Genomic DNA, 18,847 nt, shown 5'->3' on the forward strand with positions numbered 1-18,847 from the left:
CGGTACAGCCGTGGAGTAAAGCGCGGACCACCCGCCGCCCCGACTACATCCATGCGAGGCTAGACATGGATGAGTGGATCTCGGTCCATGTACGATACCATCCGTTCAGATTATTGGACAATACAGACCCATATCTTTAGCGTCTTAGGGTTGGGTATCGTATGGCTGAATTTGCTCGCTTGCCTGACGCTCAGCGGTCGAATTCAATTGGCTGTTTCTGGCCGATATCAGCCATCCCCACCAAACAAATATCCCCCCATCCCTCACCCCCGCCTAACCCCCACCACCTTCCCATCCCTAACATCCAACGTCCGCCGCTGCGGGTTGTAATCCATCGCCCCGGGCATATGCTGGCCTTCCCGATTACCGAAGCGCCACGCGCAGCCTTGGAGCAGGGCGATGGCATCAGCTTCGGTCTTGCCAATCAGGGCGTCGTCGCCGAGCTTGTCGGCTTGGCAGCCTTCGGGGGTGCCGCGGGCACCTTGTGGGCCGGGATTGGGGATTGGGGTCATGGGGGATTGGGTGGCGCAGCCTGCGAGGAGGGTGGCAAGTGCGATGGCGCCGGCGGCGGTGTGTCGGGTCCAGGGGCGTGGTTGCTTGGGCATGTGTGTCCTTGCCGCGTAGTTCGAGCCTCTAAATTAGCAGGCCGGCACTGGAGGAGGTATGGGCGACCCTCGGTATGTTGTAAGCGGCCAACTGGATGGCGGTGTACCTCCCATGTAGTGCATGATGTGGTCGCTGGCGAATCGGAATCAAAAGTTTACACATCCGTTCCCTGGCGCGGCTTCCAGCCTAGTGCGGCCAAAGGTATACTTCGTGGGTCGCTGAAACAACAGCGACAGGGTTTGACAGCCCGAACACAGGCGGATGGCCGCCGATTTCCTGGCGGCTTTTTTTTCGTCCGTTATGCCTTCGCACGCCCCTACGGGCGGGCCTGGGTGGGGGAGCCTTCGGGCTCGCCGGTCCTGTGTCGGTCTGTCAACCCTGCCTTGCGCCCGCCCACCTCGATTGACAGCGGGGTGCGGGATTGAAGTCCCGTTCACAGGAGGCACTCATGCCGAAGTCTTCATTCGCCCATTCCAGGCACTCATCTCTCTTCATCGTCCGTATCTCCGCCCACCCGCCCATCCCCCAAGCGGAGGCCACCCATGCCTAAGCACACCCGCCAAGGCATTACCGTCGAGCACACCGGCGCAGACATGTTCGTGACCGCCCACATGCCGTGCGAGACGCCGCTGAGCGTGGCTGCCGAGAAGGCGGCGCAGTTGCATGCGCTGTTGTCGGTGGCAAGCGATTACGCCGCGTCGGGCGGGAACAATCCGGCGGCGGAGCTGCACGGGCGGCTGTTGTCGCTGGCGGCCGGGCTGGCGCAGGAGACGCTGGTGCTGAGCGAGATGGTCGCGCCGGACGCGCGGCAGGCGCTGCCCTGACCGGCCGCTGAGCCGTACCGCGGGCGGCCGGGGCTTACCCGTGCCGCCTGTGGGGATACAGCGCTTCGAGCCGGGCGCGCACGGCGGAGATGTGGTCGCCCACGCTGGCCACGGCTTCCTGCAGTTCGGCGGGCGAGCAGTTGAGCTCCGCGCACCAGTATTGCAGTTCCACGCCGTCCATGGTGTTCACACGGCCGGGGTCCAGGGGCCTGAAGTGCTTCGGGTCGTGGGGCATGCGGTTCTCCGGGCGGTTGCGGGCCTCGCCGGAGGCGCCGTCGCGCTTTGCATTGTAGCCGCCCGCGCGCGGCGGATATCGCCGAAGTGCTTCCTTGACGTGCTCTGGCCACCGCGCGTGGCGCTCTCTTCGCTCGTACCCGGGAAAACCATAAATTGAGTCACTATCAAAATTAACCTACATTAATTGCCATGCTAGCAATATGAGGGGTGGGATGTAGCGGTAGAGGTAGATGGCGGCGGTGTAGACAAAACATAAATCAAAGGAGGAGACCAGACATGAAGTGCAGACAGTACGGGCGGCATGGGCAGTACGGGCGGTATGGGCGATACGGACGGATGGCGTTGGCTTGCCTGCTCGCCGGTTCGGGCGCGGCGTGGGCGCAGTCGGGGGTGACGCTGTATGGCGTGGCGGACATGAACCTGGAGTTCGTCAATCACGCGGGCGTGGTGCCGACGGCGGCCAACGGCTTTAATCCGGGGGCGTCCAACAACGTGTACCGGCTGAGTTCCGGCGGCTTGTCCGGCTCGCGCTGGGGCTTGCGCGGCGTGGAGGATCTGGGTGGCGGGCTGAAATCGCTGTTCGTGCTGGAGACGGGGTTCAACCTGGATACGGGCACCACGCAGCAGAGCGGCCGGTTGTTCGGCCGCCAGGCCTATGTGGGCTTGCAGAGCGCGCGGTATGGGCAGATCACGCTGGGGCGGCAGTACACCTCGCTGTTCGACAACATCGCCAACTTCGTGCCGGCCTACTTTGCGACGCAGTACGAGCCGATCGTGATGCTCACGGGCGCGAACTTCCGCGAGGACAACGTGGTGAAGTACACGGGCACGTTCGGCCCGCTCACGGCGGTGGCGCACTGGTCGTTCGGCACCGGGCTGGCGTTGCCGCAGGTGGCGGCCGCGGGCACGGCGATCGGCGGCAATGGCGAGGTGCCGGGGCAGTTCCGGCGCGACAGCGCTTATGGCGTGGCGGCGGCGTATTCCGCCGGGCCGTTGAGCATGACGCTGGGCTATGACCAGTTCAACCCGACCATCGGCGCGGGCAGCGGCACGGTCAAGAAGGCGGTGGCGGCGGCAAGCTATGCGTTCGGGCAGGCGCGGATCATGGGCGGCTACCGCTGGGGGCAGAACCGGGACCAGAACGGCACGCTGACCGGGCGCGACGATTTCTACTGGGTGGGCGCCATCTACCAGGTCACGCCGGCTTTCGGGCTGACCGTGGAGTACGACTATGACAACCTCAAGAACCTGTACGGCAGCAGCCAGGTGGCCAATCCGTGGCAGGTCTCGCTGATCGCGGACTACAACCTGTCCAAGCGCACCGATGTCTACGTGACCACGGCCTATGCGCGCAATGCCGGACTGATGCTGGATTCCGCCTCGATCGGGTTTGCCAACAGCCTGTCGCTGGGCAACAGCTATGCGCTGGCCAACGGCAGGAACGCGATGCTGGGCGTTGCGCTGGGCATCCGCCACAAGTTCTGAGGCATGCGGTTCGCCGGCCAGTGGCGCGTTATTAATTGACAGTATATCAAATGAAGTCTAGATTATTGAGATGGTGGCATTTAAACGAGAAGAAACGAAAGGAGACGTCGTGGCGGACAACGGCAAGGCGCAGGTGACTGCGGGCATGCGGGGCGCGTCGTGGGACGCAAGGCTGATGACGCGCCCTTATCAGATGGTGCCTTACGCGCTGGGCACCGCGGACGGCCAGCGCACGCTGGGCTTCCTGTTCACGGTGACGGGCGCGGAGAAGACCGTGGTCTGCCTGATGCATCCGCGCGAGATGGCGATCACGCATTACCTCGTGCCGTTCATCCTGGACGCCGGCTGCGCGTGCTGGGTGCAGGGGCCGCGCTCCATCGGCAACGACCTGCGGCTGGAGCACGAGATCGCGCTGTTCGACGTGGCGGCGGGCATGTCGCACCTGCGCGAGCTGGGCTACGCGCGCATCGTCCTGCTCGGCAACTCGGGCGGCGCCGGGCTCTACACCTTCTACAACCAGCAGGCGCTGACGCCGCGCGAGCTGCGCATCGCCCGCACGCCGGGCGGCCGCCCGACCAACCTGGGCGAGCTGCACATGCCGGAGGCCGACGGCATCATCCTGGTGTCGCCGCACCCGGGGCAGGGCAAGCTGCTGATGAGCGGGCTCGACCCGTCGGTCGTCGACGAGGACGATCCCATGCGGACGGACCCGTCGCTCGATCCGTTCTCCGCGGCCAACGGCTTCGATGCCGCCAGCGGGCGCGGGCAGTATGCGCCGGCATTCGTGCAGCGCTACCGGCAGGCGCAGGCCGAGCGCGTGGCGCGCATCGACGCGCGCGCGCGGCAGATGCTGCGCGCCAAGCACGAGGCGCGGCAGCGCCTCAAGGCGGGCAGCGGCGCGGATGAAGACCGCCGCCTCGCCGCGCACGCGCCGGTGTTCGAGGTCTGGCGCACCGATGCGGACCTGCGCTCGTGGGACATCTCGCTCGATCCGTCCGACCGCAAGACCGGCTCGCTGTGGGGCAAGGACCCGTTCGTCTCCAACTGGGGCAGCGTGGGCTTTGCGCGCGTGGTGACGCCCGAGTCGTGGCTGTCGACGTGGTCCGGGCTGGCGTCCAACGCGGCGCTGGACAAGACGCTCGGCGCGGTCCACCAGCCCACGTTGCTGCTGGAATACACGGGCGACCAGTGCACCTTCCCGGCGGACATCGAGGCGATTTACCGGCAGATCCCCAGCGAGCACAAGCGCCACATCCGCGTGCGCGGCAATCACCACGGCATGGCGCTGGGCCGCGACGAGGAACCGGGCCAGCAGGTTGCGGGCCGGCACATCGTGGCGTGGTTGCGCGAAACGATGGTGTAGGCGCAACAATGCGGACAACGCGGCGCGCCCTCGCCGGCGGCCCGTGAAAAAACAGACGAGGTAGACAAAACATGCAGCAGATTTCAATCGTGCGCCCCGCCGAGCCCCTGGCGGGCGTGAGATACCCGGACGAGCAGCGCCTGCGGCGCTACGTCGCCGAGGGCGTGTTGACGCAGGAGACGCTCACCGGCGGCTTCCAGGCGTCGTTCCGGCAGCATGCCGCCCGCGTGGCGCTGGCCGGCCCGGAGGGCGACATCACCTATGGCGAGCTGGACGAGCGCACCGACCGCCTCGGCGCGGCGCTGCTGGCGCTGGGCATGAAGCCGCTGGACCGCGCGGTGTTCCAGTGCGGCAACTGCAACGAGCTGCTGCTGGCTTTCTTCGGCTGCCTCAAGGCGGGCATCATCCCGCTGTGCTCGCTGCAGGCGTTCCGCAAGCTGGAGATCGGCTACCTGGGCAACCTGTGCGAGGCGCGCCTGCACTTCGTGCAGGGCGACGACCCGAAGTTCGACGACGTGGCCTTCGCCGAGGAGATGCAGGCCGAGGTGCCGAGCCTGGCCTACATCCTCCAGGCGCGCGGCGAGCGCCGCGGGCGCGCCGTGCTGCTGGCGGACCTGATCGACGGCATGCCGCTGGAACGCGCCCGCGCCATGCTGGCGGACGTCACGCACGACCCGTTCCAGGCCGCCGTGTTCCAGCTCTCGGGCGGCACCACCGGCGTGCCCAAGATCATCCCGCGCTTTCACAACGAGTATCTCTACAACATGCGGGCCGTGGCCGCCTGCAACGGCTATACGGCGCAGGACGTGCTGTTCTTCCCCACGCCGTACATGCACAACCTGAACATGGGCTGCTTCTTCGGGCCGTTCCTGCTGATTGGCGCCACCGTCACCGTGACGCCCGACATCGGCGAAGAAAGCCTGCAGGCGCTGGTGCGCAACTACCAGCCGACGTGGTTCGGCGTGGCCGGCCCGATCCTCACGCGCATCGCGCCGGAGCTGGCCCGCGCGGACGCGGCGGGCCGCGCGCGCCGGAATTTCGTCGCGCCGAAGAATGCCGCTGGCCTGACGCGGCTGACCGGCTCGCCGGCGCACCACATCTTCGGCATGACCGAGGGCGTGATCATGTTCGCGCGCCGCGACGACCCGCAGGAAATCCGCGATACCTCCGTCGGCAGCCCGGTCTGCGCCCACGACGAGGTCAAGATCGTCCACCCCGGCACCGAGGACCCGGTGGCCGACGGCGAGGTGGGCGAGGCGCTGTTCCGCGGCCCGTACACCATCCGCGGCTACTACAAGTCGGAGCAGGAGGACGTCACGCGCTTCACCGCGGACGGCTTCTACCGCTCGGGCGATCTGATGTCGTCGCGCGAGGTCGAGGGCAAGCGCTATTACTTCTTCTGCGGACGCATCAAGGACGTGGTGGACCGCGGCGGCGAGAAGATCAACGCCGAGGAACTGGAGAACGTCATCAACCTGCACCCGCTGGTGCTGGCCTGCGCCGTGGTGGGCATGCCCGACCGCGTGTACGGCGAGCGCGTCTGCGCCTTCGTCATCCCCAAGCCGCCGGCCACCGACCTCACGCTGGCGCAGCTCACGGCGTACCTGCAGGAGGCCGGACTGGCCAAGTTCAAGTGGCCGGAGCGGCTGGAAGTCGTCCGCGAGTTTCCGCTCACGGCCTCGGGCAAGTTGAGCAAGGCGCTGCTGCGCGAGCGGATCGTCGGAATGCTGGCGGCCGAGGCGGCCAGCGGCACCACAAGCACCACCATCAGCACCACAACCGAAGGGAAGTGACATGACAGAAGCGAAAAACCTTGGCGCGGCGCCGTCCGTGCAACTGCATGGCGTGCACCACACCGCGCGCCCGACCTGGAAGCTGGGCGAGACCGTGCACTTCTACCGCGACCTGCTCGGCCTGCCGCTGGTGCACGCGATCTCGGCGAAGGGCTGGGGCCCGGACAACCATGCCGATTTCCTGCACTTCTTCTTCGACAGCGGCAACGGCAGCACCATCGCCTTCTTCTACTACATCGGCACCGAGCGGCCGGACTGGCTGACCGTGCGCGAGCACTACCAGGACCGCGCCACCCACACCGCCTGGCGCGTGCGCGACGAGACCGAGCTGCTGCAATGGCGCCAGCGCGTGGAGGCGGTGGGCATTGCGCTGCGCTACCAGATCCGCCACGAGGTCATCGAGTCGATCTACTTCAACGATCCCAACGGCTACCCGATCGAGATCACCTGGCAGGTGCGCCCGTTCAGCGCGGCGGACGCGCGCGACGCGCAGCTCACCATCGACGCCGCCATCGAGCTGGAGGAAGAGGGCGCGGGCTTCGGCTCCATCGAGCCCGTGTGGCAGCGCAAGGCCGCGCGCATCGGCGCCGCGCCGCAGCCGGGCGGCAAGGCCTCGGTCTACGTGCTGGACGTGCCGGAGTTCGCCGCGCTGATCGACGTGGCGCGCGGCACCGAGGGCTACGCCACCACGGCGCTGGGCAACGGCTATGTGCGCATCGACGGCAACCCGCGCATCGCGCTGCGGCGCAAGGCGCTCGGCTTCAAGCCGGCGGTCTGGTATGGCGCGCTGACCGGCGGCCTGGCGGGGCGCATCGAGCAGTTCGACATGGATGCCTTGCTGATTTCGCCGGAGGATGCGTGATGAAGGGCGTGATGAAGGTCGCGATCATCGGCGGCGGCCCGTCGGGGCTGTTTCTTGCCATCCTCCTCAAGGAGCGCCTGGCGGCGGTGGAGATCGACATCTACGAGCAGAACCCGGAGGATGCCACCTTCGGCTTCGGCGTGGTGCTGGCGGACACCGGCCTGTCCAGCCTGCGGGCGGCGTCGCCCACGGTGGTGGACGCGCTGGCCGGCGCCATGCGCTTCAGCGACCGGCATTCCATCGTCAGCCACGAGCACCCCATCACCATGAAGCGCCCGGGCGCGGGCGGCGGCGCGATTCCGCGCATCCGGCTGCTGGCGATCCTGCAGGCGCGCGCGCGCGAGCTGGGCGTGCGCATTGCCTACCACACGCGCATCACGGATTTCTCCACGCTCGATGCCGACCTCGTGGTGGGCGCCGACGGCGTGAATTCGCTGCTGCGCGCGGCCAACGAGGCGGGCTTCGGCACCACGCGGCGCAACCTGACCAACCATTTCGCGTGGTACGGCGTGGAGAAGGCGTTCGCGAACCCGGCGCTGGTGTTCCGCAAGTACGAGGGCGGTTATTTCATCGCGCACTATTATCCGTACTCCGACACCATGAGCACCTTCGTGGCCGAGTGCGATCACCAGACCTGGACCGACTTCGGCATGGAGGCCATGCCGCAGGAGGCGCGCCAGGCGCTGTTCGAGCGGATCTTCGCCGCCGAGCTGGGCGGCTACAGGCTGGTGTCCAACAATTCCGTGTGGCGCCAGTTCCCGGTGATCGTCAACCAGACCTGGCACTGCGGCAACCAGGTGCTGATCGGCGACGCGCTGACCAGCGCGCATTTCTCGATCGGCTCGGGCACGCGCATCGCGATGGAGGACGCCATCGCGCTGGCCGACGCCGTGGTCGCGTTCCCCGGCGACGTGCCGGCGGCGCTGCGGCGCTACGACGCGGTGCGCCGCCCGGAAAAGGCCAAGCTGATCAGCGCGTCGGAAGCCTCGTACAACTGGTACGAGCGCATCCGCGAATGGATGGATCTGCCCACGCCGCACGAGTTCGTGTTCCGCTTCATGACGCGCACCGGCCGCGTGGACCTCAACCGCCTGCGCGAGCAGTATCCCAACCTGATGGCCGAGCTGGCCGCGGGCGGGGTGGGTGGCATGGGTGGCATGGGCGGGTCCGCCGCGACGCAGCCATGATGCGCGCCACCGAGTACGTGCTCGGCGAACAGCCCTTCGTGGTGCGCCGCGTGGTCCGCTGGGGCGACTGCGACCCGGCCGGCGTGGTCTACACCGGCCGCTTCACCGACTACCTGCTCGGCGCGGTCGGCCTGTTCTCCGACCACCTCGCCGGCGGCGCCGGGCGGCTCGGCGCCGTGCATGGCGTGGGCACGCCGTGCAAGGGCATGCGCTTCGAGTTCATCGGCACGCTGTGGCCGGACGACGTGATCGACATCGAGTGCTGGGTGGAGGCCATCCGCACGCGCTCCTACGACATCCGCTGCGTGGCGCGCCGGCCGGACGGCACGCCGGTGTTCGACGCCATGTTCTCGCCGATCTGCGTGCGGCTGGACGCGCGCGTCGGCACGCCGATTCCGGATTCGCTGCGCGCGGCGCTCGCCGCCTTCCAGCGCACCGCGGGCCACGCGGCAGAAAGCGCGTAGGCACATAAGCGCATAAGCGCGCATCACATTCACGACATCATGCAATACAGAATCGGACAGATCGTTCCCAGCTCCAACATCACGATGGAGCGCGAGGTGCCGGCCATCTTCGCCGGCCGCATGCAGGCGCTTCCCGAGCGCTTCTCGTTCCACGCCAGCCGCGTGCGCATGCACCGCGTGGTGGCGGAGGAGCTGGCGCGGATGAACCAGGACATGGGCCGCTGCGCGCTGGAGCTGGCCGACGCGCGCGTGGACGTCATGAGCACCGCGTGCCTGGTGGCCACCATGTGCATGGGCAAGGGCTATCACCGCCGCGTGGTCGAGGACCTGCTCGCCGCGCTCGAGGACGTGCCGTACCAGCCGGCCATCATGACCTCCGCCGGCGCGCTGGTGGAGGAGCTCAAGGACTTCGGCGCGCGCCGCATCTCGCTGCTGGCGCCGTACAGCGACGCGCTCACGCGCACGGTGGTGGAGTACGTGGAGAGCGAGGGCATCGAGGTCAAGGACGTGCTGAACTTCTCGATTCTCGACAACCTCGCGGTCGGCGAGCGCGACCCCATGCAACTGCTGGAGGACGTCAAGCGGCTTGACACCGCCGGCGTGGATACGGTGGTGCTCTCCGCCTGCGTGCAGATGCCGTCGCTGCCGGCGATCGAGCCCGCGCAGCGCGCGCTCGGCATCCCGGTCACGTCCACGGCGGTCTGCACGGCGCGCCAGATGATGCGCCGGCTCGGCATCGAAGCGGTGGCGCCGGATGCCGGCGCCTACCTCGGCAGCAGAACGGGTCTCGCATAACGGCCACGGTTTCACCGGCATCACCTCATCGCAGCCGCCCGCAGAGGCGGCTTCACCCGAAACGGAGACAAGCACCATGCAGCATTCCCGCCAACCGGCCGGCGCCCCCGGCCGATGGACCTATATCGCCGTGATCTTCGGCGCCGCGCTCGGCATGCTGGCCGGCTACGCGCCCCTGTTCAACGCCACCGCCGGCGTGTTCGTGCGGCCGCTGGCCACCGAGTTCGGCTGGGGCCGCTCCGAGGCGTCGCTGTCGTACGCGGCGTCGATGTTCGGGCTGGCGGTGGTCAGCCCGCTGGTGGGCACGCTGATGGACCGCTTCGGCATTCGCCGCGTGATCGCGGTGTCGGCGCTGGTGTTCGGCGCCGCCACCGCCTGCATGGCGCTGCAGAACGGCAGCAAGGCGTTGTGGATCGGCTTGTCCGCCGTGGTGGGCGTGTTCGGCGCGGCCACCTCGGTGCTGGGCTATCTGGCGGTGCTGCCGCAATGGTTCGACCGGCGCCTGGGGCTGGCGCTGGGCATCGCCATGTGCGGGCTGGGCGCGGGCACCGTGCTGATGCCGGCGGCCGCGCAGTACCTGGTGACGGGCTTCGGCTGGCGCACGGCCTATGTGGTGCTGGGCATCGGCTCCGTCGTGCTGTCGCTGGCGGCCTGCGCGCTGCTGCGCGAGCGCAGGGCGCCCGGCAGGGGCACGGCGAAGGCGCCGGCCGGCGAGGGCGTATCGTTCGGCCAGGCGCTGCGCAGCTACCGCCTGTGGGCGATCTGGGCGGTCTTCGTGCTGGCCTCGTCGGCCACGCTGTCGCTCGGGCCGCACCTGCCGGCGATGTTCGCCGACCGCGGCTTCAGCCCGGCCGATGCCGCGCGCAGCGCGTCGATGGTGGGCGTGGGCCTGCTGGCGGGCCGCATCCTGACCGGCATCCTGATCGACCGCATCCACGCGCCGTTCGTGGCCTGCGTGTTTTTCGTCGGCGGCGCGCTGGGCATCTTCCTGCTGCGCGCGTCGCACGACTACCAGATGCTGCTGCTGGCCACCACGCTGATCGGCCTGACCATCGGCGCGGAGGGCGATCTCATCTCCTACCTGGTGCGTTCCTACTTCGGGCTGCGCGCGTTCGGCGCGCTGTTCGGCATCGCGTTCTCCGGCTATGGCTTCGGCGCGGTCATTGGGCCGGTGGGCCTGGGCGCGTGGTTCGACCGGCACGGCAGCTACGACGTGCCGCTGCTGGCGCTGCCGTGCATGCTGCTGGTGGCCGGCTTGCTGACGTTGTCGCTGGGCCGCTACCTGCGCCCGGGCGGCCACGCTGCGGCGGTGCCGGAGCCCGCCGGCGCCTGACTCGCCATCGCCGGGGCGGGCGGGTAGAATTAGCAGGGGCGCAATTTTGCCGCGCCCGGCGTCCGAGGACGTCCACTGCGCGTTCACCGCGCATCCACTGAGCTGCCGATTCCCATGCCCGCCGCCCGTACTGCTGCCCGTAAGCCCGCCGCCGAGCCTGACCACAAGACGCCGACCGCGAGGAATGCGCCGAATGCGCCGAACGTGCCCGGCGTACCGGAGGCACCGAACCCGCCGCGCCGCCGCGGCCGCCCGTCCAAGGCGGACTCCGCCATCGGCGCGGAGCCGATGCTCAGCCGCGTGGCGATCCTCCAGCACGCGATCCAGCTCACCAAGTCGGTGCCGCTGGACCAGATCTCGATGGTCCAGTTGGCGAAGGACTTCGGTGTGGCGCCGGGCCTGATCCACTATTACCTGGGCGGCCGGGACCAGCTGGTGTCGGGCGTGCTGAACGACTACTACCGCCAGCGGCTCACGCGCATCCCCTCGCTGACCGGCGACTGGCGCGCCGACGTGGAAGCCATCGCGCGCCTGAGCTTCGAGGTGGCGGTGGAAAATCCCGGCGTCAGCATCTACGTGGCCTCGCACAACCGCTTCCGCCTGTTCCAGGACGTCGAGCCGGGCGAGATCGATTACGGCATGGAATTCTTCAACCGCATGACCTCCGCGTTCATGCAGGGCGGCTTCACCGCCGAGCAGGTCGCGCTGGCCTACCACCTGCTCGCGCAATACCTGGTCTCCGCCAGCATGGCCGAAGCCTCGCGCCAGTTGCCGGCCCATCACCAGGCGTTCATCGAAAAGAAGCTCGGCTCGGTCTCCGCGCTGCAATATCCCGGCGCGCGCTACGTCAGCAAGGCGTTTTCGCGGCTGTCTTCCGACACGGCGTTCGAGGAAGGTCTGCGCATCACGCTGGACGGCATCGCGGCATGGCAGCGGGAGCCCCGGCCGGCGCGCAAGCCGCGGGCCCGGGCGGCCTGAGGGCGCCGTTCAGCCGCCGGCGCGCTCTGCGCTGCCCAGTTCGTCAGGCAGGATCAGCGCGGCCGGCGCCATGCCGGCCCGGCAAGCCACGTAGTACAGCGCCGCCGGCACGGCCAGCCCGATGATCCACGAGATGTCCACGCCGCCCAGCGGCGCCACCAGCGCGCCGGTATAGAACGGCGTGGCGATGAACGGCAACTGCACCAGCACGCCAAGCGCGTAGATGGCGATGCCGGCCAGGTTCCAGCGCCCGTAGCGCCCGTCCGGGTCGAACAGGGCGGGCACGTCGTAGCGCTCGCGCGTGACGAAATAGTAGTCGACCAGGTTGATCGCGCTCCACGGCGTGAAGAACGCGAGCAGGAACAGCAGGAAGGCCGAGAACTCCCTGAGGAAAGCGCGCTCGCCGGCCAGCGCCAGCGCGGTCGAGAGGCCCACCATCAACAGGATGCAGCACAGCCGCGCCCGCCCGGAGATGGCGCGCCGGCCGCTGAAGCCGGTCAGGATGGCAGCCACCGACATCACGCTGCCGTAGGCGTTGAGCGTGGTGATGGTGAGCTTGCCCAGCGCGATGGTGAAATAGAGCAGGGCGGCGACCGCGCCGCTGGCGCCCAGGCCGACGATGAACGCCACTTCGTGCCCGGCGAAGCGGTCGCCGGCCAGCGCGGCGGCGAACACCCCGAACGTCATGGAGATCTGCGCGCCCGCCACCGAGCCCACGCCGACGGCGAGGAAGGTTCCGAGTGCCGGTGTGGCGCGCGGCAGATAGCGCGAATAGTCGGCCACGTAGGGGCCGTAGGCGATCTGCCAGGAAGCGGACAGCGACATCGCGAGCAGGAAAGAGGCCATCGTGAAATGCCGCCGCTGCAGCAGCGCGCCGATGTCGTTGCCGTGCAGCAGGCTGGCGAACAGGTACAGGAATGCCAGCACGCCGACGAGGCTGGAGATGCGCCCCATCGCATGGATGGTGCGGTAGCCCAGCGCCGCCAGCATCACCACCAGCGCCGCGAAGAGCAGGATGGCGCTGCCGTTGGCAATGCGCAGCAACTGGCCCAGCGCCTGCCCGGCCAGCACCATGCCGCCGGCGGAGAAGCCGACGTACATCACGCATGCGAGCGCCAGCGGCAGGATGGCGCCGTACACGCCGAACTGCACGCGGCTGGAGATCATCTGCGGCAGGCCGAGCCGCGGGCCCTGCGCGCCATGCAGCGCCATCACCGTGCCGCCGGCGAGCTGGCCCGCGAACAGCCCGACGAGGGACCAGAACACGTCGCCGCCCAGCACCACCGCCAGCGCGCCGGTTACCACCGCCGTGACCTGCAGGTTGGCGCCGAGCCACAACGTGAACTGGCTGGACAGGCTGCCGTGGCGTTCGGCGTCGGGGATATAGTCGATCGAGCGGCGCTCCATCAGTGTGGGCGCGGACGTGTGTGCGGCGCGCGTGCGCGCGTTCTGGTCTGCTGTCATGTGTGTCTCCTGCACGGGAATGCGCCGCCGTGCGGCGTTGCCGCCGGCGGTCGCGTCATGGAAGGTCAGCTCAGGCGAATGCCGCGCGCGCGATCACGAGGCGCTGGATTTCCGACGAGCCTTCATAGATGCGCAGGATGCGCGCGTCGCGCACCAGGCGCTCCAGCGGCATCTCGCGCGTGAAGCCGTAGCCGCCGTGGATCTGCAGCGCGGCATCGGTAACGAAGCCGACCATCTCGGAGGCGTAGAGCTTGGCCATCGAGGCGTGGTCGGTAAATGGCTGGCCCGCCCCGCGCCGCACCGCGGCCTGCAGCGTCAGCAGCCACGCCGCTTCCAGGCGCGTGCGCATGTCGGCGACCATCCATTGCAGGCCCTGCTTGCGCGCCAGCGGCTCGCCGCCCACGTGGCGCTGCCGGGCCCAGCCGGTGGCGGCTTCGAGCGCGGCCTCGGCAATGCCCAGGCTGGTGGCGGCCACGTCGAGCCGGCTGTTGTCGAGCACCTTCATCGCCGTGCGGAAGCCGCTGCCCTCGGCGCCCAGGCGGTTGGCGGCGGGCACGAAGCAGTCGAGCGCCACCTCATGCGCGGGCGCGCCGCGGATGCCCATCAGCTTTTCCGCCGGGGCCACTTCCACGCCGGCGCTGCGGCGGTCCACCACGAAGGCGCTGATGCCGCGCGTGCCGGCCGAGGGGTCGGTCTTGGCGTAGATCACGATGAAGTCCGCCGCGTTGGCGTTGGAGATGAAGTGCTTCACGCCGCGCAGGCGGTAGCCGTCGCCCTCGTGCGTGGCGCGCGTGGCCATGTCGGCTGGATTGGAGCCGGCACGCGGCTCGGTCAGCGCGAAGGCGCCTAGCCGGGTGCCGGCGGCGGCGTCCGGCAGGTAGCGCGCGCGCAGTTCGTCGTCGCCGCCGATCAGGATGGAGTCCGTGGCCAGATAGTGCGCGCCGACCATGGACGAGGTGGACGCGCAGGCCCTGGCGATCTCCGCCAGCGCGAGGATCAGCGCCACCGGCGTGGCACCGATGCCGCCCCAGCGCTCGGGCAGGTTCATGCCCATCACGCCGAGTTCGGCCAGTTGCGGCACGTAGCGCGTGGCGGGGATTTCGTCGCGGTCGACCTCGGCGGCGTTCGGCGCCAGCTCGGCGCGCGCAAAGCGGCCGATGGCGTCGGACATTTCCAGGTCGGCCGGCTGCACGCCCAGTCGTTCAAGCATGATGGTTCTCCAGTTCGGGTTTGTCGTGTGGGGCGAGGGCGGTGTCCGGGCCGAGCGCGCCGCCGGCGCGCAGCGCCTGGACCTGCAGCGGGTCCAGGCCGAGCGCGCGCAGGATGGTGTCGGTATCCTGGCCGAGCGCGGGCGCGGGGCGCAACGGCGCGGCGTGCTGGCCGGAGAACTTCACCGGCTGGGTGGGCACGCGGGCGAGGCTGCCGTGCTTGCCGGCCACCTCGGCGAGCAGGCCGCGGTGCGCGGCGAGCTCGCTTTCCAGCGCCTGCCTGACGTTGCGGATCGGCGCCACCGGGATGCCGGCCGCGCCCAGCACGCGGTTGACCTGCGCGACCGTGCGCGTGGCGGACCAGTGCTCGATGCAGGCGCGCAGGTCGGCCTCGTGGGCGCAGCGCGCCGGATCGTCGGCGAAGCGCGGATCGGCCGCCAGCGCGGGCTGGCCGATGGCGCCGGCCAGCGCCTGGAACAGCTTGTTGTTCAGCACCGCCACCACGTAGAAGCCGTCCGCCGCGCGGAAGGCGCCGAACGGCGCGGACGAGGGATGGCGGTTGCCCACGCGCCGCGGCGCCTCGCCGGTGGCGGCGTAGCGGGCCACCAGCGTGGCGCTCAGGCCGAGCGTGGCATCGAACATGGAGACGTCCACGTGCGTGCCCTTGCCGCTGCGCTGCCGCGCCAGCAGCGCAGCGAGGATGCCCCACGAGGCAAAGAGGCCGCTCACCACGTCGGAGACCGCCTCGCCCAGCACCGTGGGTGGACCGTCCGGCGCGCCGGTGGCGTCCATCAGGCCGCACATGGCCTGCAGGATGATGTCGTAAGCCGGGCGGTGCGATTCCGGGCCGGTCTGGCCGAAGCCCGACACGCTGGCGTACACCAGCCCCGGATTGTCCGCCTGCAGCGTGGCGTAGCCGATGCCGAGCTTGTCCGCCACGCCGGGGCGGAAATTCTCCACCACCACGTCGGCGCGCGCGCACAGCGAGCGCGCCAGCGCCAGCCCGGCTTCGGTCTTGAGGTCGATGACGATGCTCTGCTTGTTGCGGTTCATGGCGCGGAACAGGCCGCTCTCGCCATCGGCGAACGGGCCGATCGCGCGGTAGTCGTCGCCGCCGGGCGGCTCGACCTTGATGACCTCGGCGCCGAGGTCGGCCAGCAGCGCGGTGCAGTACGGGCCGGCCAGCACACGCGAGAAATCGATCACGCGGATGCCGGCCAGCATGCCGGGCGGCGCGTCGGGATGGGGCACTGGATAGGCGGCTTGCACTTGTCGTTCCTCCTGGTCTTGTTGCGGGCGCCGGCCTGGGACACCCGGATCAGTGGATTCTGTGCATCCGTGGCTATCAAGTAAAATATTGAAATCCACTATGACCTATAAGATTTCTTGATGCGTGTCTCCTTGCGCCTGCTGCGCTACTTCGCCGCGGCGGCCGACACCGGCAGCACCACGGCCGCGGCGCGGCAGCTCAACGTGTCCCAGCCGTCGGTCTCGGTGGCCATCCGCGAGCTGGAAACGCTGTTCGGCGCGGCGTTGTTCGCGCGCGACGCCGGCGCCAGGATGACGCTCACGCGCTTCGGCGTGCGCAAGCTGGCCGAAGCGCGCGAGATCCTGCGCGCGGCCACCGCGTTCGAGGCCGGCGGGCCCGGCGACGGCGCCGCCGGCGAGGTGCAGATCGGCGTGTTCAGCACGTTGGCGCCGGTCTACCTGCCGGTGCTGCTGCGCCTGGCGCGCGAGCGCTACCCGGCGCTGATCGTGCGCTTCATGGAAGGCGACCTCGCGCAGATGGAGGAGGGCCTGCGCAGCGGCTATATCGAGTTCGCGCTGACCTATGACGTGGGCCTGCCCGCCGAGATCGACCGCGAATGCCTGGCCGAGTTGCCGCCCTACGGGCTGGTGCCGGCGGCATCGAAGCTGGCCAGGGGGCGCGGCGGCGTGTCATTGCACGCGCTGGCGCGCGAGCCGCTGATCCTGGTGGACCTGCCGCACAGCCGCGAATTCCTGATGGCGCCGTTCTGGCAATATGGGTTGCACCCGGAAGTGCGCTACCGTGTCGCCTCGCTGGAACTGGCGCGCGGCATGGTGGCCAACGGGCTGGGCGTGGCGCTGCTGATCACGCAGGCGCCGCCCGCCACCGTGGCCGGCGGCGTGGCGCAGCGGCCGATCCGCGAGCAGACGCTGCGCCAGCCGCTGGTGATCGCGCGCCTGGCGGGCGCGCAGCGCAGCGCGGCATCGGAACTGCTGGCCGGGTGCGCGCGCGACGCGGTGCGGGAGGCGATGGCGGCCTCGTGAACCCCGTGAACCTGTGTCGAACCTGTCGGCCCCTCTTGCGCATGGGCCGCCGCGGGGATGGCGGCTAAAGAAATCGTCCCGTCTGCCGTAGAGCAGGCGGCGGCCTCCGCGCGTGGGAGGCAGGCTGGAAAACAACGTCCCGAAAACATGAAAAACCAAAAAGAAACCATCCGCAAGATCGTCGGCTACCTCAACAACCCGGACGAGGACGGCGGCTTCTGGCTGCCGAACATCCAGCGCCCGTTCGTATGGGGAGAGGAGCAGATCTGTCGCCTGTTCGACTCGATCCTGCGCGAATACCCGATCAGCACGCTGCTGGTGTGGAAGACCACCAGCGGCATCCGCCGCCGCAAGTTCATCGACAACTGGACCGATTCGCTCAAGCTGAGCACGTTCTTCGTGCCCGAGGACGAGAAGAGAAAGTGCCTGGTCCTCGACGGGCAGCAGCGGCTGCAGAGCCTGTACATCGGCCTGTGCGGCAGCTTTGCCGGCAGGGAGCTTTGCTTCGACGTGCTCAGCGGGACCGCGACGCTGCCCGACGACATCAAGTTCCGCTTCGCCTTCCGCGTGGCCAGGGAGTCGGCATTTCCGTGGGTGAAGTTCAAGGACCTGGTCATGACCAGCCGCCGCAAGCGCGACCTGCTCCGGGAGATCGAGGCCAGCGCGGGCCGCGAGCTGACGGCCGAGGAGGAGGACCGGATCGACAACAACCTCGACCTCGTGGACCGCACCTTCAAGATGGACGAGTCGATCACGTACCAGGAGCTGGACAGCATCGACAATCCCACGCTCTATACCGAGGACGACGTGGTCGAGGTCTTCATCCGCGCCAACTCCGGCGGCACCAAGCTGGAGAAGTCGGACCTGCTGTTCTCGCTGCTGAACGCGACCTGGGACGTGGCGGACAACCGCATGGAGGAACTGCTGGACGACCTGAACCGCTACGGCTTTGCCTTCGACCGCGATTTCGTGCTGAAGACCTGTCTCGTGCTGCTGGACCAGGGCGCGCAATACGAAGTGTCGAAGTTCAGGAAGCCGGGCGTGCGCGAGGCGATCGAGGCGGACTGGGAGTCGTTGTCCGACTCGATCCGCGCGGTGGCCGACTTCGTCCGCAGCAAGACGTACATCCAGGGCGACAAGGCGCTGCCTTCCTACATCGCGCTGATTCCGCTGATCTACGTCCGCCATCATTTTCCGCAGGCCTGGAAGGAGGCGCGGCACATGGACGTGTTCCTCGTGCGCACGCTGCTGGCCGGCGCGTTCAGCGGCCAGTCGGACCGCATCGTGGATGCGCTGGTCAAGCGCTTCCGGGAACTGGGGCGCTTCGATGCGGAAGAGGGCTACGGCGTGATCCGCTCGCAGAACAGGAGCCTGGAGCTGACCCGCGAGCGTTTCTTCGAGATGGGTTATGGCTCCAAGACCATCCACCTCATTCTCAATTTGTGGTACCCGGCGTTCACCTATGCGCCGGCTTACGACAACAACCTGCCGCAGGTCGACCACGTGTTCGCGCAGAGCCGCCTGAGAGCGGTCAAGGTCGTCAACGAGCAGAGCGGCCGGCAGGTCATGAAGTACCGCGACGCCGCGCGCAACCAGTTGGCCAACTGCATGCTGCTGACGCGGGCCGAGAACGGCGCGGGCGGCAAGGGCGATGCGCTTGCCGCGGAGTGGTTCGCCGACAAGTCGCCGGACTATCTCGCGCTCCACCTGATTCCCGCCGATCCGGCGCTCTGGCAACTGGAGCGGTACGAGGATTTCATCGAGGCCCGCAAGGCGTTGATCGCCGACAAGTTCAGTTGGCTGCTGGTCTGACCTTGCCATTCGCATCGGCGGGCGCGGGACGGCGCCCGGAGCGTCTCGCATACCGTCGCGGCGCAGGGACAGTCCGCGGGGGCTAGGGCGGTCCGCGCCACCGTTTCAGGGAAACCCCGGGGTTCGTCGCGCCGCGAGTCTTCC

17 protein-coding genes are annotated in these 18,847 nt (G+C 68.8%); 12 read left to right on the forward strand and 5 right to left on the reverse strand.

Translation table 11 applies throughout. The annotated features are described in order from the left end of the window. Positions 1–263 precede the first annotated feature (263 nt). Positions 264–605 (reverse strand): hypothetical protein, encoded by a 342-nt coding sequence (locus tag ACWTPI_RS23605; RefSeq protein ID WP_454732895.1) that lies wholly within the window; start codon positions 603–605, stop codon positions 264–266. Between the two features lie 543 nt (positions 606–1,148). On the opposite strand from ACWTPI_RS23605, the gene ACWTPI_RS23610 reads away from it, so the two are divergent. After that, the gene (locus ACWTPI_RS23610) at positions 1,149–1,430 is read left to right on the forward strand and encodes a hypothetical protein (protein ID WP_020200626.1); all 282 of its coding nucleotides are present in this window, start codon (positions 1,149–1,151) and stop codon (positions 1,428–1,430) included. Between the two features lie 34 nt (positions 1,431–1,464). Here the strand turns inward: ACWTPI_RS23610 and ACWTPI_RS23615 are convergent, their stop codons facing one another. Further along, entirely contained in the window at positions 1,465–1,665 is a 201-nt protein-coding gene (locus ACWTPI_RS23615; protein WP_454732896.1) for a DUF3606 domain-containing protein, read from the reverse strand. Positions 1,666–2,003: 338 nt separating this feature from the next. Here ACWTPI_RS23615 and ACWTPI_RS23620 point away from each other — a divergent pair, with 338 nt between their 5' ends. The 9 genes from ACWTPI_RS23620 (at position 2,004) to ACWTPI_RS23660 (ending at position 11,927) form a co-directional block, all read left to right on the forward strand. Continuing rightward, a complete protein-coding gene (locus tag ACWTPI_RS23620) occupies positions 2,004–3,152 on the forward strand; it encodes a porin (RefSeq protein WP_454734004.1) in 1,149 nt (382 codons plus the stop codon). Between the two features lie 175 nt (positions 3,153–3,327). Continuing rightward, the gene (locus tag ACWTPI_RS23625) at positions 3,328–4,515 is read left to right on the forward strand and encodes an alpha/beta hydrolase (protein WP_454732897.1); all 1,188 of its coding nucleotides are present in this window, start codon (positions 3,328–3,330) and stop codon (positions 4,513–4,515) included. A 71-nt stretch (positions 4,516–4,586) separates the two neighbouring features. Next, positions 4,587–6,308: an AMP-binding protein gene (locus ACWTPI_RS23630; RefSeq protein ID WP_454732898.1), complete on the forward strand. Its 1,722-nt coding sequence runs from the start codon at positions 4,587–4,589 to the stop codon at positions 6,306–6,308. A 1-nt stretch (position 6,309) separates the two neighbouring features. Next, a complete protein-coding gene (locus ACWTPI_RS23635; RefSeq protein WP_059413629.1) occupies positions 6,310–7,170 on the forward strand; it encodes a VOC family protein in 861 nt (286 codons plus the stop codon). 11 nt (positions 7,171–7,181) lie between these two features. Then, positions 7,182–8,357, forward strand: coding sequence for an FAD-dependent monooxygenase (locus ACWTPI_RS23640; RefSeq protein WP_454734005.1), 1,176 nt, complete (start codon positions 7,182–7,184; stop codon positions 8,355–8,357). Beyond that, positions 8,354–8,821: an acyl-CoA thioesterase gene (locus ACWTPI_RS23645; RefSeq protein ID WP_454732899.1), complete on the forward strand. Its 468-nt coding sequence runs from the start codon at positions 8,354–8,356 to the stop codon at positions 8,819–8,821. Before ACWTPI_RS23640 ends, ACWTPI_RS23645 begins: the two co-directional genes overlap by 4 nt. A gap of 39 nt (positions 8,822–8,860) precedes the next feature. Beyond that, positions 8,861–9,616: a maleate cis-trans isomerase family protein gene (locus ACWTPI_RS23650; protein ID WP_454732900.1), complete on the forward strand. Its 756-nt coding sequence runs from the start codon at positions 8,861–8,863 to the stop codon at positions 9,614–9,616. Positions 9,617–9,692: 76 nt separating this feature from the next. Next, positions 9,693–10,949 carry an MFS transporter gene (locus ACWTPI_RS23655; protein ID WP_454732901.1) on the forward strand — a complete coding sequence of 419 codons (1,257 nt, stop codon included), beginning with the start codon at positions 9,693–9,695 and terminating at the stop codon, positions 10,947–10,949. Positions 10,950–11,153: 204 nt separating this feature from the next. Beyond that, positions 11,154–11,927, forward strand: a complete 774-nt coding sequence (locus tag ACWTPI_RS23660; RefSeq protein ID WP_454732902.1) for a TetR/AcrR family transcriptional regulator — start codon at positions 11,154–11,156, stop codon at positions 11,925–11,927. A 9-nt stretch (positions 11,928–11,936) separates the two neighbouring features. Here the strand turns inward: ACWTPI_RS23660 and ACWTPI_RS23665 are convergent, their stop codons facing one another. The 3 genes from ACWTPI_RS23665 to ACWTPI_RS23675 all read right to left on the reverse strand — a co-directional run bounded on the left by ACWTPI_RS23665 (position 11,937) and on the right by ACWTPI_RS23675 (position 15,823). Further along, positions 11,937–13,391: a purine-cytosine permease family protein gene (locus tag ACWTPI_RS23665; RefSeq protein ID WP_059413625.1), complete on the reverse strand. Its 1,455-nt coding sequence runs from the start codon at positions 13,389–13,391 to the stop codon at positions 11,937–11,939. A 70-nt stretch (positions 13,392–13,461) separates the two neighbouring features. Next, positions 13,462–14,601, reverse strand: a complete 1,140-nt coding sequence (locus ACWTPI_RS23670; RefSeq protein WP_454732903.1) for an acyl-CoA dehydrogenase family protein — start codon at positions 14,599–14,601, stop codon at positions 13,462–13,464. Then, a complete protein-coding gene (locus ACWTPI_RS23675; RefSeq protein ID WP_454734006.1) occupies positions 14,594–15,823 on the reverse strand; it encodes a CaiB/BaiF CoA transferase family protein in 1,230 nt (409 codons plus the stop codon). The genes ACWTPI_RS23670 and ACWTPI_RS23675 overlap by 8 nt, the downstream gene beginning before the upstream one ends. A gap of 165 nt (positions 15,824–15,988) precedes the next feature. Here ACWTPI_RS23675 and ACWTPI_RS23680 point away from each other — a divergent pair, with 165 nt between their 5' ends. Further along, complete coding sequence (locus tag ACWTPI_RS23680) at positions 15,989–16,891, forward strand: LysR family transcriptional regulator (RefSeq protein WP_454732904.1); 903 nt, start codon at positions 15,989–15,991, stop codon at positions 16,889–16,891. A gap of 147 nt (positions 16,892–17,038) precedes the next feature. Beyond that, complete coding sequence (locus ACWTPI_RS23685) at positions 17,039–18,703, forward strand: DUF262 domain-containing protein (protein ID WP_020200611.1); 1,665 nt, start codon at positions 17,039–17,041, stop codon at positions 18,701–18,703. Positions 18,704–18,847: the final 144 nt, after the last annotated feature.

Source organism: Cupriavidus ulmosensis (assembly GCF_977008105.1).

What these genes read in the sequence shown, in the direction of transcription:
- ACWTPI_RS23640 (WP_454734005.1), top strand. Translation starts at nt 7,182, where the DNA reads ATGAAGGTCGCGATCATCGGCGGCGGCCCGTCGGGGCTGTTTCTTGCC.
- ACWTPI_RS23635 (WP_059413629.1), top strand. Translation starts at nt 6,310, where the DNA reads ATGACAGAAGCGAAAAACCTTGGCGCGGCGCCGTCCGTGCAACTGCAT.
- ACWTPI_RS23665 (WP_059413625.1), bottom strand. Translation starts at nt 13,391, where the DNA reads ATGACAGCAGACCAGAACGCGCGCACGCGCGCCGCACACACGTCCGCG.
- ACWTPI_RS23650 (WP_454732900.1), top strand. Translation starts at nt 8,861, where the DNA reads ATGCAATACAGAATCGGACAGATCGTTCCCAGCTCCAACATCACGATG.
- ACWTPI_RS23605 (WP_454732895.1), bottom strand. Translation starts at nt 605, where the DNA reads ATGCCCAAGCAACCACGCCCCTGGACCCGACACACCGCCGCCGGCGCC.
- ACWTPI_RS23620 (WP_454734004.1), top strand. Translation starts at nt 2,004, where the DNA reads ATGGCGTTGGCTTGCCTGCTCGCCGGTTCGGGCGCGGCGTGGGCGCAG.
- ACWTPI_RS23625 (WP_454732897.1), top strand. Translation starts at nt 3,328, where the DNA reads ATGACGCGCCCTTATCAGATGGTGCCTTACGCGCTGGGCACCGCGGAC.
- ACWTPI_RS23615 (WP_454732896.1), bottom strand. Translation starts at nt 1,665, where the DNA reads ATGCCCCACGACCCGAAGCACTTCAGGCCCCTGGACCCCGGCCGTGTG.
- ACWTPI_RS23610 (WP_020200626.1), top strand. Translation starts at nt 1,149, where the DNA reads ATGCCTAAGCACACCCGCCAAGGCATTACCGTCGAGCACACCGGCGCA.
- ACWTPI_RS23680 (WP_454732904.1), top strand. Translation starts at nt 15,989, where the DNA reads ATGCGTGTCTCCTTGCGCCTGCTGCGCTACTTCGCCGCGGCGGCCGAC.
- ACWTPI_RS23670 (WP_454732903.1), bottom strand. Translation starts at nt 14,601, where the DNA reads ATGCTTGAACGACTGGGCGTGCAGCCGGCCGACCTGGAAATGTCCGAC.
- ACWTPI_RS23630 (WP_454732898.1), top strand. Translation starts at nt 4,587, where the DNA reads ATGCAGCAGATTTCAATCGTGCGCCCCGCCGAGCCCCTGGCGGGCGTG.
- ACWTPI_RS23645 (WP_454732899.1), top strand. Translation starts at nt 8,354, where the DNA reads ATGATGCGCGCCACCGAGTACGTGCTCGGCGAACAGCCCTTCGTGGTG.
- ACWTPI_RS23655 (WP_454732901.1), top strand. Translation starts at nt 9,693, where the DNA reads ATGCAGCATTCCCGCCAACCGGCCGGCGCCCCCGGCCGATGGACCTAT.
- ACWTPI_RS23675 (WP_454734006.1), bottom strand. Translation starts at nt 15,823, where the DNA reads ATGCTGGCCGGCATCCGCGTGATCGATTTCTCGCGTGTGCTGGCCGGC.
- ACWTPI_RS23685 (WP_020200611.1), top strand. Translation starts at nt 17,039, where the DNA reads ATGAAAAACCAAAAAGAAACCATCCGCAAGATCGTCGGCTACCTCAAC.